The 16,089-nt window shown below is 61.6% G+C and carries 17 protein-coding genes; 8 read left to right on the forward strand and 9 right to left on the reverse strand.

What is annotated here, in order from left to right:
• Positions 1-34: 34 nt before the first annotated feature.
• The 3 genes from OKC40_RS15735 to OKC40_RS15745 all read right to left on the reverse strand — a co-directional run bounded on the left by OKC40_RS15735 (position 35) and on the right by OKC40_RS15745 (position 2,072).
• Positions 35-496 (reverse strand): VOC family protein, encoded by a 462-nt coding sequence (locus tag OKC40_RS15735; RefSeq protein WP_270795906.1) that lies wholly within the window; start codon positions 494-496, stop codon positions 35-37.
• A gap of 426 nt (positions 497-922) precedes the next feature.
• Positions 923-1,519 (reverse strand): MliC family protein, encoded by a 597-nt coding sequence (locus OKC40_RS15740; protein ID WP_182938192.1) that lies wholly within the window; start codon positions 1,517-1,519, stop codon positions 923-925.
• Positions 1,520-1,706: 187 nt separating this feature from the next.
• Positions 1,707-2,072 (reverse strand): DUF2061 domain-containing protein, encoded by a 366-nt coding sequence (locus OKC40_RS15745; RefSeq protein ID WP_042059134.1) that lies wholly within the window; start codon positions 2,070-2,072, stop codon positions 1,707-1,709.
• A gap of 191 nt (positions 2,073-2,263) precedes the next feature.
• On the opposite strand from OKC40_RS15745, the gene OKC40_RS15750 reads away from it, so the two are divergent.
• Positions 2,264-2,470, forward strand: coding sequence for a hypothetical protein (locus OKC40_RS15750; protein WP_182938191.1), 207 nt, complete (start codon positions 2,264-2,266; stop codon positions 2,468-2,470).
• Positions 2,471-2,573: 103 nt separating this feature from the next.
• Here OKC40_RS15750 and OKC40_RS15755 read toward each other — a convergent pair whose 3' ends face one another.
• From OKC40_RS15755 to OKC40_RS15765, 3 genes are read right to left on the reverse strand one after another with little or no spacing between them, the layout of a single operon-like run.
• On the reverse strand, positions 2,574-3,428 hold the full coding sequence (locus tag OKC40_RS15755; protein ID WP_182938190.1) for a 23S rRNA (adenine(2030)-N(6))-methyltransferase RlmJ: 855 nt from the start codon (positions 3,426-3,428) through the stop codon (positions 2,574-2,576).
• On the reverse strand, positions 3,422-3,883 hold the full coding sequence (locus OKC40_RS15760) for a DUF2390 domain-containing protein (protein WP_058052495.1): 462 nt from the start codon (positions 3,881-3,883) through the stop codon (positions 3,422-3,424). The genes OKC40_RS15755 and OKC40_RS15760 overlap by 7 nt, the downstream gene beginning before the upstream one ends.
• Entirely contained in the window at positions 3,876-5,786 is a 1,911-nt protein-coding gene (locus OKC40_RS15765; RefSeq protein ID WP_182938189.1) for an ABC transporter ATP-binding protein, read from the reverse strand. Before OKC40_RS15765 ends, OKC40_RS15760 begins: the two co-directional genes overlap by 8 nt.
• Before the next feature lie 154 nt (positions 5,787-5,940).
• Between OKC40_RS15765 and OKC40_RS15770 the strand changes: the two genes are divergently transcribed.
• A complete protein-coding gene (locus tag OKC40_RS15770) occupies positions 5,941-6,354 on the forward strand; it encodes a CBS domain-containing protein (protein ID WP_042059128.1) in 414 nt (137 codons plus the stop codon).
• Positions 6,355-6,482: 128 nt separating this feature from the next.
• Here OKC40_RS15770 and OKC40_RS15775 read toward each other — a convergent pair whose 3' ends face one another.
• The 3 genes from OKC40_RS15775 to OKC40_RS15785 form a co-directional block, all read right to left on the reverse strand.
• Positions 6,483-8,147 (reverse strand): hypothetical protein, encoded by a 1,665-nt coding sequence (locus OKC40_RS15775; protein ID WP_182938188.1) that lies wholly within the window; start codon positions 8,145-8,147, stop codon positions 6,483-6,485.
• A gap of 127 nt (positions 8,148-8,274) precedes the next feature.
• Positions 8,275-8,742 (reverse strand): hypothetical protein, encoded by a 468-nt coding sequence (locus tag OKC40_RS15780; RefSeq protein WP_042059124.1) that lies wholly within the window; start codon positions 8,740-8,742, stop codon positions 8,275-8,277.
• 54 nt (positions 8,743-8,796) lie between these two features.
• Entirely contained in the window at positions 8,797-10,188 is a 1,392-nt protein-coding gene (locus OKC40_RS15785; RefSeq protein ID WP_182938187.1) for an aminotransferase-like domain-containing protein, read from the reverse strand.
• A gap of 116 nt (positions 10,189-10,304) precedes the next feature.
• On the opposite strand from OKC40_RS15785, the gene OKC40_RS15790 reads away from it, so the two are divergent.
• The 6 genes from OKC40_RS15790 to OKC40_RS15815 all read left to right on the forward strand — a co-directional run bounded on the left by OKC40_RS15790 (position 10,305) and on the right by OKC40_RS15815 (position 15,986).
• A complete protein-coding gene (locus OKC40_RS15790) occupies positions 10,305-10,901 on the forward strand; it encodes a LysE family translocator (protein ID WP_058052491.1) in 597 nt (198 codons plus the stop codon).
• 124 nt (positions 10,902-11,025) lie between these two features.
• Positions 11,026-11,616: a LysE family translocator gene (locus tag OKC40_RS15795; protein WP_182938186.1), complete on the forward strand. Its 591-nt coding sequence runs from the start codon at positions 11,026-11,028 to the stop codon at positions 11,614-11,616.
• A gap of 131 nt (positions 11,617-11,747) precedes the next feature.
• The gene (locus OKC40_RS15800) at positions 11,748-12,446 is read left to right on the forward strand and encodes an aspartate/glutamate racemase family protein (RefSeq protein ID WP_270795910.1); all 699 of its coding nucleotides are present in this window, start codon (positions 11,748-11,750) and stop codon (positions 12,444-12,446) included.
• A gap of 130 nt (positions 12,447-12,576) precedes the next feature.
• Positions 12,577-13,683, forward strand: coding sequence for a 1-acyl-sn-glycerol-3-phosphate acyltransferase (locus OKC40_RS15805; protein ID WP_182938185.1), 1,107 nt, complete (start codon positions 12,577-12,579; stop codon positions 13,681-13,683).
• 314 nt (positions 13,684-13,997) lie between these two features.
• Positions 13,998-14,468, forward strand: a complete 471-nt coding sequence (locus OKC40_RS15810) for a YhcH/YjgK/YiaL family protein (protein WP_182938184.1) — start codon at positions 13,998-14,000, stop codon at positions 14,466-14,468.
• A gap of 318 nt (positions 14,469-14,786) precedes the next feature.
• Positions 14,787-15,986 (forward strand): acetate kinase, encoded by a 1,200-nt coding sequence (locus OKC40_RS15815; protein ID WP_042059110.1) that lies wholly within the window; start codon positions 14,787-14,789, stop codon positions 15,984-15,986.
• Positions 15,987-16,089 lie beyond the last annotated feature (103 nt).

Consider the following 16,089-nt stretch of genomic DNA (forward strand, 5'->3'; position numbering starts at 1 on the left):
CGGGGTGACGTGAGCGCGTTAAGGATCAGGGTGTTCACGTTGGCCGGAATGGCTGTTCAACTTCGCCGGAATACGCAATTACTACAGATCCCGCACTACGCTTTGCCTCACCGTGATAAACCGCTTCGATATTATTGCCATCAGGATCGAGCACAAAGGCGGCGTAGTAGCCGGGGTGATAATTGCGCTCACCGGGGGCGCCGTTATCTTTACCGCCATTGGCCAGCGCGGCCTGATAAAAACGATCCACCATGGCGCGGTCTTGCGCCTGAAAGGCGAGATGATGGCGACCGGTCAGCACCCCCAGCGCGGCGGGACTGTCGACAGAGGTGACAAACAGTTCGTCTGCCCAGAAGTAGCCATCACCGGTGCCGCCCAGCGGAATATCGAGGCTGGCCAGGGTCGCGGTGTAAAAGCGCTCGCTGGCGGCCAGATCTTTGACCACCAGCTGGATATGGTCGATCAGCCGACCGCGATACAGGGTTTGTGTTTCCATACACCACCTTGATTTGGATGTTGTGAGTGGATCACCGGCTTGCCGGTTGCCTGGCTTTGACAAAAAGGGGGCGGGCAAGTTGTGGCATGGCTACCGCCCCTGAATTTCAGCTTCCAGTCTGCTGCGTTTAACCAACGGGATGGGGTTGGCATGGCTCATGGGAGACTCCGACGAGGCGTGTGTTGCCAATTGGCTATATTAGTGGCGGGCAAGTTAGGGGGAAGTGGAAGATGGCCGATTCCCGAGCAAGATCAACAAATTGATTGATAAAGCTGTCTAGTCGGCGGTCGGCGGGATGGTGCAAGCCTTGAGTGGGAAGGCTAAGGTGGGCGGGGAGTGGTGCAGAGGGCGCGGCCTGTGTTGCTCGCCGCTGGTTGGTTATCCGATTTCAAAGAAGCGGAGCGGCCGTGCCGCTCCGTATCAGGCTCAACCCTTGGTCGGGGTCTCTGTGCAGGTGAGGGTTGGCTGGCCGTAGCGCTCCAGCGTGGCGTCGTCCCCCTTGGTGAAGAAGGTGAGGTTTTGCCCTTCATAACGTGCGCCGCTGGCGCTGGGGGCTTCATAGGCGAGCACTTGCTGCTGCGTGTCGCCCTCGCTCAGGTTGATCACCGCGGCGGGCAGCTTGGCATCGTTATAGAAGTAGGTGGAGAGAGTGACGCTCTTGCCGCACTGATAATCGACCGGGGTCGGTACCATCAGCTGGCCGCCACTAATCTGCAGCTCGGTGATCCGCAGCAGGTAGTTATCCTCCACACACTGGCGCAGATCCTGCCCCTTCCAGCAGTCGTTGCGCCCCTTGATCCAGCCGCGCTGCATGGCGCGCTCGGTCTTGAGCTGTTCGGGAGAGAGCGCGGCAATTGCCTTGGGGTAGAGTGCCGCCAGTTCGTTATCAAGGGCGGCTAGTCCGGCATCCTTGCAGATCAGGGTTTCGACTGCCCCGGCTGCTTTGGTGCAGTCAAAGGAGGGGGTCGCGGCGCTGGCCAGCAGAGGGGCAAACAGCAGGGTGGCAAGCAAGGTCTTGTTCATCGATAGATTCCAGCAATGAGGAGGGCATATCTGCCTACTACAGCACACTCTACAGGGCAATGCAGCAGGGGAGCCGAGCGCACTTGCGCTGCTGAATGGCTACCAAGCGGGAAAAAACCGACACTCCTGGCCGGAATGTCGGGTTTTTTGTGGCCGCGATAAAGGGGGAGGCGGGTTGCCCGGTTGCTCAGGCCAGCGCCAGTTGCTGGCTACGGGCGCGCCACAGCCGCTCGTGGAAGAAGAACACCACGGTGTTGATGGCCGGTTCGATCATCGCCATCACACCACCGGTGAGCAGCTCGCCGCTCAGCAGGAAGGCAACCCCGAAGGCGACGCTGAAGTGCACCAGCGCGAAGCTGCTGGTCTTGGCCTGCAGGCTGTGGTTTGGCTTGAGCTTGTGCCAGCCAAGGTCATGAAAGTAGAAGGCGACCGTGTTGACGGCGGGCTCGATCAGGGCGATCAGGCTGGCGGTCAGGAGCTCACCGGTCAGCAGGTAGGCCACGGTAAAGGCGACACCGAAGTGCAGGATGGCAAAGCTGATGGTCTTTTTCATGATGGCGGCTCCCTCTGTTGATGGTGAGAGTATCCGCCGAAATGAGATTAAATGAAAACTATTCTCATTTATTGCCAGAATAGAGAGAACCTATCAACGGGCGAGTTGCTGGTGCGCTTCAGCGGTTGCCAATCGCAACCAAGGCGATAAAGTACAGGTTCTTCACACTTGCCCATGAAAAAGGATCTTTCATGAATATCAATGCCACCCTGCTTGGCCAGTTCATTGCGTTGCTGATGATCATCGTCGGCGTCATCGCCTGGCGACTGGCGCGCCGCAAGAGCGAGCATCCGGCGCTGGTCACCCTTATCTGCTCCCTGCTCTGCCTGTTTCCGCCCTTTGGCCTGCTGGCCCTGTTGCTGGTGGCGCTGAAACAGGATCTGCCTGTCCGCTCATAGGGCGTGCAGGTTCAGGCTGCCGCACACACCGGCCGCACCAATAGCAAAAGCCCCGTGACGGGGCTTTTGCTTTTTAACTCGGTGGTCGCCTTGGGGCGGGGGATTAATCCTCGGCCTTGTTGAGCCATTCCACCTTGTACTGAGCGCCGGCACCCTGCGCTAGCTTGGCGCAGAGCGGTTTGAGGAAGGCTTCAATCTGCTCGTCCAGCATCCAGGGCGGGCTGATGATCAGCATGCCTGAGCCGTTCATGCCCCAGTCGGCACTCTGTCCGGCCACTTCCAGCTCGGCCACCAGCACGTTGCCGAAGTTCTCGCGCTTGATGGCGCGCAGCATGTCGCGGGATTTGTCCGCCTCTTGCCCGAGGATCGGATACCAGAGGGCGTAGATGCCGGTCGCCCAGCGTTTCTGCGCCTTTTTCAGGGTATCGACCACGGCGAAGTAATCTTCTTTGAGCTCATAGGGCGGATCGATCAGCACCAGTCCGCGGCGCGGGGTGGGCGGCAGCAGGGCGATCAGCCCTTCGAAGCCGTCACGGTGGTGCACGGCCACGCGAGGGTCGTAACCCATATTGGCGCGCAGATCATCCACTTCGTTGTTGTGCAGCTCCATCAGTGCCAGCTTGTCCTGTTCGCGGGAGAGGCGGCGGGAGAGCTCCGGCGAGCCGGGGTAGTAGTGCAGCTCGCCGTTCTGGTTCATCTCCTCGATGACGCCCAGATAGGGGGCCATGGCAGACCACTGGGCCCGCTCGTCCCACAGGCGGCCGATGCCGTCGGCATACTCGGCCTTCTTCTGGGACCAGTCGCCGCGCAGGTCGTAGAGACCGCCACCGGCATGGGTGTCCAGCACGATGAAGGGTTTCTCCTTCTTCTTGAGGGACTCGATGATCAGGGCCTGAACGGCGTGTTTCAGCACGTCGGCATGGTTGCCGGCGTGAAAGGCGTGGCGGTAGCTCAGCATATTAGATCTCTGAGGGGGCCCTGCTGGGCACCCAATAACGATAGATAGTTCAACAAATTGCGGCTGTTGCCGCGAAATAGGGAGAGGCTGCGCAGGGTCTGCAACAGGACGCCCTGTTGCAGCCGTTCCAGCTCCAGTTCATGGGCCAGCATTGACTGATACTCCTGCTCGTCGAGCCGCGCCTTGGCGCTCTGGCGCAGGGTGCGCCACGGGGTCAGCACTGTTTCGGTCTGCACCAGCGCCGGTTGCAGGTCGGTCAGATCGACCACGATGCCGAGTTGATCGAGTCGGTACAGCAGCAGCGCCAGATTTACGTTGCCCCCCTGCGTCTGCACGGTGAGCCAATCCTGACTGCGCTCACCATAGACCTTGCCGCTCCAGTGCCAGAAGCCGATCGGCGTCGGCAACTCGTGGACGGCGACCCGCTCGCTTTCCATCAGCTGTTCATCACGCAAAGAAGGCTTGCTCCATGGTTTCCAGCTCTTCGGAGAGGCTCATCCACTCCAGCTCCACCTCTTCCAGCTGCTCCTTGAGAGGGCCCTGGGATTTGAGCAGCTCGGAGAGCTTGTTCTTGGCGTTCTCCTCGTAGATGGTGGGGTCGGCCAGCTGGCTCTCGATGTCGCCAAGCTTGCCTTGCAGCTTCTCCATGCTCGCTTCGAGCTTTTCCAGCTTCTGGCGCAGCGGACGGGTCTGCTGGCGGAACTCCGCCTCGCGCCGTTTCTGATCCTTGCGCGCTACTGCCGAGTTGGCAGAGACGGGGCCATCAGCCGGTTTGGCGTTGGCCTCTTTCTCCTGCTCGCCGAGCCACTTGTGGTAGTCGTCCAGATCGCCATCGAACGGCTCGACCCGGCCACCGTGGACCAGATAGAAGTCATCTGTGGTGGTACGCAGCAGGTGACGGTCGTGCGACACCACCACCATGGCCCCTTCGAAACCTTGCAGTGCCATGGTCAGGGCGTGGCGCATCTCCAGATCCAGGTGGTTGGTCGGTTCATCCAGCAGCAAGAGGTTCGGTTTTTGCCAGGTGATCAGCGCCAGCACCAGCCGCGCTTTTTCGCCGCCGGAGAAGGGGGCAACCTTGTCCAGCGCCTTGTCACCGTGAAAGCCGAAGCTGCCGAGGTAGTTGCGCAGCTCCTGCTCCGATTTATCCGGCGCGAGGCGGGCCAGATGATCGAGCGGGGTATCGTCGAGACGCAGGGTCTCCAGCTGATGCTGGGCGAAGTAGCCGATGCTGACCCCGGCGCTCACCTCCAGCTTGCCCGACAGCGGCGGGTTGGAGCCGGACAGCATCTTGATGAAGGTGGATTTACCGGCGCCGTTGCGACCGAGCAGACCGATGCGCGAACCCGGTACCAGATTGAGTTTGATCTTCTCCAGGATCACCTTGTCGCCGTAACCGGCGCTGAGGTTTTCCATGGCGATCAGCGGGGTCGGCAGGGCCGACGGCTCGCGAAACTCGAAGCTGAATTCGGAGTCGGCGTGGGCGGGCAGGATCTTCTCCATCCGCTCCATCGCCTTGAGGCGGCTCTGGGCCTGACGGGCCTTGGAGGCCTTGTAGCGGAAGCGGTCCACATACGCCTGCATGTGGGACATCTCCCGCTGCTGCTTCTCGTACATGGATTGCTGCTGGGCCAGCTGCTCGGCACGCTGCAGTTCGAAGTCGGAGTAGCCGCCGGTGTATTCGTTGAGCTTGCCGTTCTCGATATGGATGATGCGGCTGATGACCGAATCGAGGAAATCGCGGTCATGAGAAATCAAGACGAGTGTGCCCTGATAGCCCTTGAGCCACTTCTCCAGCCAGATGACGGCATCGAGATCCAGGTGGTTGGTCGGTTCATCGAGCAGCAGCAGATCGGAGCGGCAGAGCAGCGCCTGGGCGAGGTTCAGACGCATGCGCCAGCCACCGGAGAAGCTGCGCACCGGCGAGCTCAGTTGCTCGTCGCTGAAACCGAGGCCGTGCAGCAGTTCGGCGGCGCGGGCACGAATGCTGTAGGCGCCGATGGTATCGAGGCGACCGTGCAGCTCGGCCACCAGCAGGCCATTGTCATCATGCTCGGCCTGTACCAGCTGGGCTTCCAGCGAGCGGAACTCCTTGTCGCCGTCGATCACGTACTCGAGCGCGGAGCAGTCGAGCGCCGGGGTCTCCTGCGCGACACCTGCGATCTGCCAGCCAGCAGGCAGGCTGAAGGTGCCGCTGTCGATGGCCAGCTCGCCCCGTACCAGTGCAAAAAAGGTGGACTTGCCACAGCCGTTTTTGCCCACCAGACCCACTTTGTGGCCGGGGTGAATGGTGGCGGAGGCGTTGTCCAGCAGCTTGCGGCCGCCGCGGATCAGTTCGATTTGACTGGCAACTATCATGGGTGGGATCTGCTTGCTCAAAATGGAGGAGAAAAACTGGCGCGGATCTTACGTGAAATGACGCAGATTTGCACTGTAGCGAAGGGCTGGCCACTGGCTGGCGCTGCAAAAACATGCCATAACAGTGAAACCAGTTCGGATACCGGAGGTTAGCATGCATATCAGGGATATTATGACGACCCGAGTCGCCACCGTTTCAATGGATGATCGACTCAGTGTCATCAAGGATATCTTCGAGCAGGCACACTTTCGCCACCTGCTGGTGCTGGAGGAGGGCGAGCTGGTGGGGGTGATCTCGGATCGGGATCTGTTTCGCGCCATCAGCCCTTACCTCGACTCCGAAGCCGAGATGAACCGCGATACCGAAACCCTCACCAAACGGGCCCACCAGATCATGAGTCGTCAGCTCATCACCATCGCGTCTCACCTCACGGTGCGCGACGGCGTCAAACTGATGCTGGAGAAGGGGGTCTCTTGCCTGCCGGTACTGGAGAATGGCGCCCTGGTCGGCATCATCAGCTGGAAAGATTTTCTCAAGGTGGCGCTGGAGAGTGACGCGCTGGATTGAACCTGCAGTTCATCGCCACCAGCTGACAGAGAACCAACATGCAGAGAGGGGAGCCAAGGCTCCCCTCTCTCTATTTGAACGCCACTGATAGAGCACCACGGACGCCGCCGGGTAGTGTGCTGTTTGGCTCACGACGACTCGGGTCGCCCCTCGATAAGGCAGGAGGGGCCACTGGCAGAGAGGTGCGGCTGCAGGTGGCTGCGGATCTCGTGCAGGGTGCGGTGGTACTGCTGGGCATGTTGATCGAGAAACGCGGGGCTGTGCTTGAGGCGCCGCTCCAGGGTGTCGACCAGCAGTGCCACCCTGGGAGCTGCCATGCCCGCTGGCCAGCAGTGTTGCAGCAGCTCCAGCAGTTGCCAGGCATCGCCGGGCAGGGCGGGAAACTCCTCCAGCAGCTGCAAGCCAGCTTGCAGGGCGGTCTGATACTGGCTGGCCTGCATCGCCTTGTGGCGCAGCTGGCGCAGTTCGCTCAGGCGCTGCTCTCTCGCCGTCAGGCGCTGGCCCAGCTCGGTCACCAGATGGTGGAACAACTGATGGGTGAGCGGGTGGGGCGCCACTCTGGCACGGTAGTGGGTCAGCTGGGTCAGGTAGCGCCGGGCGTGGTGGGGTAACCCGCAGAACTGGCTGACCGCAAAGCCGAGCAGCAGGGCGAGGTGGTTGTCGTTCCCCTCGTCCGGCTGGTGGTGGGCAATCAGGATCAGCGCCTCGTCGAAGCGGTAATCCAGTCCCAGCATCAACGCCTGCAGCAGCTCATATTCGTGGGGGGCCAGCGTGGCGGTGCGTTTGAGGTGCTCCCACTCCTGTTGCAGGGAGCGGATCCGGTTGCTGGAGGGGGCGTGCCACAGTACCGCCAGACTGGCATTGAGCATAAAGCTGTCGATGGCGAGCCGGGTACGCTGTTCGCTGAAGTGGCGCAGAGTCAGACTGTTGGCCTGCTCCAGCACCTTCTCCTCATCTTGCAGCACCAGCCCGAGCAACATCGCCAGCTGATGCCAGCGTGGCTGATGGGGGCGAAGCTGCTGCAGCTCCCCCATGGTTTCCCACGCCGCCAACCAATGCTGCTGGTGCAGTTGGCTGGCGAGTCGCAGCTCCAGCCGGGTGGCAGAGGGCAGCCTGGCCTGATGGCGCTGCAGGTCGGTCTGGGCGCTCTGCAACTTGCCGAGCCCCAGCATGGCGTAGAAGAACCCGGCCCTTGGCCAGCTCGCCTGATACTCGTTGGCACAGAGGGCATAGTGCTGGGCGGTGGTGACCCGCTCGGCCGATTGCAGCAGCAGGTAGCCCTTGAGCCGATCCAGCCAGGGGGTCAGCTCGCGATGCTCCCGCTGAAACAGCAGGTCTTCGCACAGGGCGGTGGCCAGTTGCCACTCCCGCAACAGAATGGGGGTGGCCAGGGTGTGAGTCAGGCTGCTTAATTTCACCAGCGGGCCGAGCACGGTGGCGAGCTGCCGGGTCATGAAGGGGAGCGGCAGATAGAGGGAGAAGTAGAGATCCGAGGGGAGAAACTCCTGCTCGTTCTGATCGGCATCGAGCAGCAGCAAAACGCAACCGGGTTGCAGCAGGCCGAGATAGTGCGCCTCGTGCAGCAGCCGGGCCCCTTCAAGGCCCTGTTGCTTGTCCTGCTGACAGATGATGGTGTCGAAGGGTTGCTGTTGCAGCAGCGCCAGCAGGCCACTGCGCTCCTGATTCGGATGGCTGTGATAGTGGATCCGGTCGGCGGGCACACCCTGTTCGGTCAGTTCCCGGGTGATGGCGCTACGGAGCAGGGCATCCTCTTCGAGCAGCAGTATCGTCATGCACGCACTTCCTTTGAGCAGACCATTGAATGGATCATGGTAGAGCCAAGGCGCACATAGGCCCAGTTTTGGGCGAGTGAAAAGTTGACAGTAGTCAGCAGGGTAATAGATGGCGCATGATGGACAGTTATTGTACTGGTGCGCCGCTGGCCGGGAAGCTGCATTCGGTCTGCCGGATCAGGCGAGATCCATCTCCCCTCGTACCCTGCCAGTTCAGATCGAGCTGTCCGAGGCGGCCCAGATGGCGCAGTTCAAATTCGTAGCGCTGGCAGAGGTTGTCCTGAGGCAGGGTCGCCATGCTCGCTGGCAGTCGGTATTGATAGTGAAGGATCGGCCCATCCTCCAGCTTGCTGCTGACCGGCACCAGCCCCTCGGCTGTGGGCTGCAGGGCACCCAGATAGCGGCGCAAACTGAGCGGGGCATCGATCGCCTTTTGATAGTGCAGGCCGTTCATCGCCGCCAGCTCCTCTTCCAACCGTTGCAACTCCCCTTCCAGCCCATTGAGCGCCGCCCCCAACTGCTGGTGGGTCGTTGACGAGGCGCAGCCACCCAGCAGCAGGGTGGCAAGCAGCAGGGCGGCTTTCATGGGGGGCATGGCTTCTCCTTGGCTATGACGATAAAGAGTGACGGTCAACTCGGCTGGCCCTGACTATAGCAGGGGGTTGCTGGGGGGCGTCCCCTGCAGCAGTTGCGCCAGTCGGGCCAGCCCTTCGCCGACCCGGGCGTCGGTGGCGGGTTGGCTCAAGCTCAGGCGCACCCCTTGCGGGGCGGCAAACTGGCCGGCGGCGAAGTGTTCCCCGCTCGCCACGCCGACGTCAAGGGCATCGGCGGCAGCGGCAAACTGCTGGCTGCGCCAGGGCTCCGGCAGCGGCAGCCAGGCGTGCATACTGCCCGGCTGCCAGCGGGCGGTCGGCAGCAGGTGGCGCAGCAGTTCGCCACGGCGTTTGAGGATCTCCCGCTGCTGCGCGATCAGCGGCATGATCTGGCGCTGAGTGACCATTTTGCAGGCCAGCTCGATCAATAGCGGACTCACCATCCAGCTCGACAGCCGCATGGTCTGGGCGAAGGCGCTGCGCAGGGCGGGTGGCGTCAGCACGAAGCCGACCCGCAGGCCGCCGCAGGCGATCTTGGCCAGACTGCCCAGATAGATGACCCGCTCCGGCGCCAGATTGACCAGCGGCTGCGGATGGGGCTCCGGCAGCAGGCCGTTGACGTCATCCTCAATGATCAGCAGATCGTGGCGACGGGCGATGGCGACGATGGCCTCCCGCCGCGCCAGACTCATGATGGCGGTGGTGGGATTTTGCAGGGTCGGGGTGAGGTAGAGCAGCTTGGCCCGGCGGGTGCGGCAGGCGGCGTCCAGCGCCTCGGGCAGCAGCCCCTCCTCATCCATCGCCAGCCCCACCACCTGATTCTTCAGCTGGCGAGCGTTGCCCAGCATACCGGGGTAGCTCAGCCCCTCGCACAGGATGGTCTCCCCCACGCAACCGGTCGCCAGCAGCGCCAGCATGATGCCGTGCTGGGCGCCGTGGCTGAACAGCAGGCGATCCTCACTGCAGGCCACCCCTTGCTCCGTCAGCCAGTCGACGAACTGCTGGCGCTGATCCGGCCGTCCCGCCTCCTTGTCGTAGCCGAGCAGAGCGTTGAGATCCCCGTCCGCCACTTCCCCCAGCATGGGGCGGATGATCGCCGCCCGATCCAGCTGCACCGGCAGGTTCTGCCACAACTCGATGCGGTGCCCCTTCTCCTGGCGGATCACCCACTCACTGGCGGGATCCGTGTTCGCCCCGTTGACCCCGCGCGCCTTGACCCAGGTGCCGTGCCCCACCCGGGCGGCCAGCAGGCCGCGTCGCTCCGCCTCACCGTAGGCGCGGGTGACGGTGCCGACGGTGACACCCAGGCGATCCGCCAGGGCGCGGTGGGTGGGCAATCGGGTCTGCGGGGGCAGCTCGCCGCTCGCGATCCCCTGTTCGATCGCCTTGACCAGCTTGAGGTAGAGGGGGCCATCGAAGGCCGCCAGGTCGGGGGTCCAAATTGTCATGGTGACAATAAATCCATTGATCCAAATTTGTTCCCAATATAGCGTGAATTTCAGCCTAATCACAATCAAATAGCACACATTGTATCGACACAATGTGGCAAGTAAGGAGTCACAATATGACGATGGAGTGGTATGTCACCCTGTTCGGGTTTGCCGTGCTCACCTGCGGTACGCCGGGGCCCAACAACCTGATGCTGACAGCCTCCGGCGCCAACTTCGGGGTGCGCCGCACCCTGCCACATCTGCTCGGGGTGGGGGTGGGGCAGCCGGTGTTGCAACTGGTGCTGGCGCTGGGGCTCTATCCCCTGTTCGAGCGCTGGCCGCTGCTACGCCTCGGTTTGCAGATCTTCGGCAGCCTCTATCTGCTGTGGCTGGCCTGGCGTATCGCGGTGGCCGGTGCCCCCGGGGATCCGGCCCGCCGCGCCCGTCCGCTGACCATGCTGGAGGGGCTGGGCTTTCAATTCCTCAATCCCAAGGCGTGGATGATGGGGATCTCCGCCATCAGTCTGTTCAGCCTGTCCGGTGCCAGTTACTGGCCGAGTCAGCTGGCGGTGATGACAGTGTTTGTGCTGGTGGCGCTGCCGGTCTGCTTTGTCTGGGTGCTGTTCGGCCATCAGCTGAGCAACTGGATCAGCTCGGATCGGGGCTGGCGGCGGCTCAACGGCTCCCTCGGCCTGCTGACGGCGCTCTGTGTGGTGATGCTCTGGTATTGAGCCGCGTTGCGCCGATGGGCGAGGGGCCGAGAAAGAGGCATTTCTGACTTGTCGCCACGGGGTTGGCTCTGCATATTAGAAGGCTTTCCCCATAACGGGCGCGTTGTATCGACAAGAGGTTGAGATGGATCTGAACTGGTTACTGCCCCTGGCGGGGTTTGCCCTGGTTACCTGCGGCACACCGGGGCCCAACAATATGCTGCTCACCAGTGCCGGGGCGGCGCAGGGTTTTCGCCGCACGATTCCCCTGCTGGTGGGGGTGGTGGGGGGGATCAATCTGATGATCCTCGCCACCGCGCTGGGGCTTGGCGTGGTGTTCGAGAAGGTGCCGCTGCTGCACGATGGTCTCAAGTTGATCGGCTCGGCGTATTTGCTCTGGCTGGCGTGGAAGGTGGCGACCGCCAGCGGCCCGGCCGAGGGCAATCGGCCGCTTATTCCCGCCCATCAGGGGGCCATGCTGCAACTGCTCAACCCCAAGGCGTGGATGATGGCGCTCTCCGCCATCAGCGGTTTCACCCTGGGGGGGGAGGCTTACTGGCCCTCCGCGCTCTGGGTGCTGGTGATCTTCTTTATTACCGGCCTCTACACCGGGGCGTTCTGGGTGTTGTTTGGTGCCCAGGTGCGGCAAATCATCCGCACCGCCCGAGGCTGGCGGCGTTTCAACCTCGGCATGGGGCTGGCGACGGCGGCCTGTGTCGGGATGATCTGGATTTAGCTCGGGTTGACCCGGGCCTTTACCGGCTGTCTTGTTGGCCCCGCGGGGCCTTTTTTATCTCGCCCGCGTTGCCTTGCCTGCAAGTGCAAGGTGGTACGGTACGGCCCTCCCTTGGGATGAAAGGAGTTCCTATGAAATGTATCGGTCTGCTGGGTGGCATGAGCTGGGAGTCCACCGTCAGTTACTATCAGGCGCTCAACCGCGGGGTGCGGGCGCCGCTCGGCGGTTTGCACTCGGCGCGGGTGCTGCTCAACAGCGTCGACTTTGCCGCTATCGAGCGGTTGCAGCATGCCGGTGACTGGCCCGCCACCGCCCGCCTGCTGGCGGCGGAGGCGCGCAAGTTGCAGGATGGTGGCGCCGATTTCTTGCTGATCGGCACCAACACTATGCACAAGGTCGCCCCCGAGATTGAGGCGGCCATCGATATCCCGCTGCTCCATATCGCCGATGCCACCGCGGCCAAATTGCAAGCTGACGGGGTAACCCGGGTCGGCCTGCTCGGCACCCGCTTCACCATGGAGCAGGATTTCTACAAGGGGCGCCTGCAGGAGAAGTTCGGGCTGGAGGTACTGGTGCCCGGCGAGGCGCAGCGGGAGCGGGTGCACCGCATCATCTATGACGAGTTGTGCCTTGGCGACATTCGCGATGCATCGCGGGCCGAGTATCTGGCCATTATCGCGGGGCTGGCGGCCGCTGGTGCCGAGGCGGTGATCCTCGGCTGTACCGAGATAGCCCTGCTGGTGGGCGATGCCCGCGCGGCGGTGCCGCTCTACGACACCACCGCCATCCATGCGGAGGCGGCAGTCGCGCTGGCATTGGCATCCGATTAATAAACTGGTCAGATCTCACTATTCTTGCTTGCCACATACCCCTTGCCATAAAAGCGTGTAAAATTGCGCCCTGAATTTTCCCCAGCCAACGCGGGTTGGCTGCGGTTCCCTAGCATGCAAGGCTGACATTGTGACTGAAGTAGATAGATTCGCGGATATTCGCCCCTACCGCGATGAAGAAGTGCCGGCAGCCATCGAACGGCTGATCCAGGATGATGAATTTATCGGCGCCATCGCCAAGTATCGTTTCGGTTCCCTGATGAACTGGTTTGGCTGGGCCATTCGCCCGCTGATCCGCCTGTTCCTGCGTCGCAAGTGGTCAAAGGTGACCACAGTGCATCAGGTCCAGATGGGGGTCACCCGCTATATGTCCCGCATGATCGCCACCTCCACCAAGGGGGTGACCTTCTCCGGGATTGAGCATCTGAAGAAAGAGCAGGGCTATCTGTTTGTCTCCAACCACAGGGACATCGCCATGGACCCGGCGTTCGTCAACTGGGGGCTGCACAGCCATGGCTTCGATACCGTGCGCATCGCCATCGGCGACAACCTGCTGCGCAAACCCTGTGCCACCGAGCTGATGAAACTCAACAAGAGCTTTATCGTCAAACGCTCCGCCAAGGGGCCACGGGAGATGATGAAGGTGCTGGGCGAACTGTCGGCCTATATCGGCAACTCGGTTCACGAAGGGCACTCCATCTGGATCGCCCAGAAGGAAGGGCGCGCCAAGAATGGCGATGACAAGACCGATCCCGCCATCCTCAAGATGTTCTATGTCGACGGCAAGAAGCAGAAGATCGACTTCGTTGACTACATGCGCAGCCTCAATATCGTGCCGGTCAGCATCAGCTATGAGCTGGACCCGACCGACAAGGCGAAGGCGCGCGAGCTCTACGAGAAGTCGGTCAACGGCTGCTACGAGAAGGGCGAGTTCGAGGATATCGAGAGTATCGTCGCCGGTATCGTCGGCCAGAAGGGGCGGGTACACGTCTCCTTCGGCGCCCCCATCACCGAAGGGTTCAGCGATCCGGACGAACTGGCCGCGCTGATCGACAAGGCGATCTGGAGTAGCTACCACCTCTTCCCCAGCAACTATCTGGCGGCAGATGTCTCCGGCAAGGCCAATACCATCGAGCAGGCGGCCTTCCTGACCCGTCAGTCAGAGGTGCCGGAAGAGCACAAGGCGATCTGGCGGGCCATGTACGCCAAACCGGTGGAAAATGCCCAAAAGGCTTGAATGAAACCGGTTGTTAAACGGTTTTGCGAAAAAAACGGGCGCTGATGCGCCCGTTTTTGCGTCTGGTCAAAGTCGAGGGGGAAAGGGTGGTGAATAATATGGTTTCAGCTGGTACGATCACTATGAAAATGGGATTATGTCTCTTGGCAAGGTGCTGACGAGTGTGTAACAGTGCCCATATAGCTGAACATGAGCAAAAGCTCTAAACCGGTTTGCACGGATTGCAGACGGCATTATTGAAGGACCTGTCACAGGTCCTTTTTCATTGGCTGGCAAAGATGCCGCTCAGATATACCTAACAGGAAACAGACGCCATGATCACCGGTAGCCTGAACACCCTGCAGCGAACGCCGCTGCCCGCCCCGCTGGCCCGCATCATGGCCGAGGTGGTGAAGAGCGTGGCGCACTGGGGGGACGCTCCGCTCGGCAAGACCGAGATCGATGGCCTCAATCTGTTCTGTCTGGTGAGCGAGGATCTGACCGAGCCAGCCGCGGATCGCCGTGGCGAATTCCATCAGCAGTATCTCGATATCCAGTTGCTGCTGCGCGGTGAAGAGTGGATAGGTGTGGGCCCCCACGACTACGTGAGCGACGGCGCCGACCATCCCCATCCCGACCTCTGGTTTGTCGCTGACGAGCAGACCAGCTACCTGGCGCTGCAACCGGGCGATTTCGCCATCTTCTGGCCGGGCGAGCTGCACCGCCCGCTCTGTACCTTCAACCAGCCCGCCAAGGTGAAGAAGCTGGTGGTCAAGGTACACCGGGATCTGCTGGCCAGCTGCTAAGCGCTATCCTTGGGTGTCAGAGACCCGATCACAGCAGGGCCGCTTGCCCCGTCATGCATTGAAACGAGTGATGCGCACCCTTGATGCGTTGAAACTTGCAAGAATTGAAACCAGTGATACGCACCCTTGATGCGTGTTTACTGTGAAGACCAAGAATTGAAACGAGTACTGCGCACCCTTTAATGCGTTGAAACTCGCAAGAATTGAAAAATTGGGCGCACCCTCCTGCGACCATAAGCCCCCGGCAGGGGAATCCCATCCTCTTTTGGATGACACGACACTGTCGGCATAAAGCCGAAGCACAGGAAGATGTAGAACATGAGCAAGTTGGTATTGATCCTTAACTGCGGTAGCTCTTCCCTGAAATTTGCCGTAATGGACGCCGAAACAGGTGAGGACATGCTGTCCGGCCTGGCCGAATGCTTCAATCTGGATGATGCACGTATCAAATGGAAACTCCACGGGGTCAAGGGCGAAGCCATGCTGGGAGCGGGTGCCGCTCACCAGGAGGCCCTCGACCATATCGTGGGTCACATCCTGCCGCAGGATCCGACTCTTGCAGAGCAACTGGTGGCCATCGGTCACCGTATCGTACACGGTGGCGAGCAGTTCTCCCGCTCCGTGCGCATTGATGACGGCGTGATCGCCGGTATCGAAGCCGCCATTCCGTTCGCTCCGCTGCACAACCCGGCGCACCTGATCGGTATTCGTGCCGCGCTGAAAGTGTTCCCGCAGCTGTCCGAGAAGAACGTGGCCGTGTTCGACACCGCGTTCCACCAGACCCTGCCGCAAGAGGCCTACCTCTATGCGCTGCCGCACAAGCTCTACCGCGAACACGGTATCCGTCGTTACGGTGCCCACGGTACTTCTCACCGCTACATCGCGGAAGAAGCCGCAAAAGAGCTGGGCAAGCCGTTGAATGAACTGAACATCATCAACTGCCACCTGGGTAACGGTGCCTCTGTCTGCGCCATCAAGAACGGCGAATCCGTTGACACCTCCATGGGTCTGACTCCGCTGGAAGGTCTGGCGATGGGTACCCGCTCCGGTGATATCGATCCGGCCGTGGTGTTCTTCATGCACGATCAGCTCGGTTACAGCGTGGAGCAGATCAACCACACCCTGACCCGTGAGTCCGGTCTGCTGGGGCTGACCGAAGCGAGCAGCGACTGCCGCTACGTCACCACCAACTACGCCACCGACGCCGGTGCCAAGCGTGCGCTGGATGTCTTCACCTACCGTGTGGCCAAGTATGTTGGTGCCTATGCCGCTGCGATGGACGGTCGTCTGGACGCCATTGTCTTCACCGGCGGTATCGGTGAGAACGCCGCCATGGTGCGCGAGATGGTGCTGGCACGTCTGGCCCTGTTCGGCTTCAAGGTGGATAAAGAGGCCAACAACGCCGCGGTACTGGGTGGCGAAGGCCGCATCACCACCGCCGACAGTCGTTGCGCCATGGTGATCCCGACCAACGAAGAGCTGGTCATCGCCCGCGATGCCCTGAGCCTGGTCTGCTAAGTCAGCCTCGCTTTGAAACAACGCCCGGCCTGTGCCGGGCGTTGTCGTTTCTGGCGCTCGCCGATTTGACATGGGGGAGGGGGGCGGTACCCTGACCACCACT

The organism is Aeromonas sp. QDB11, assembly GCF_027705265.1.
GTDB lineage: Bacteria > Pseudomonadota > Gammaproteobacteria > Enterobacterales > Aeromonadaceae > Aeromonas > Aeromonas allosaccharophila.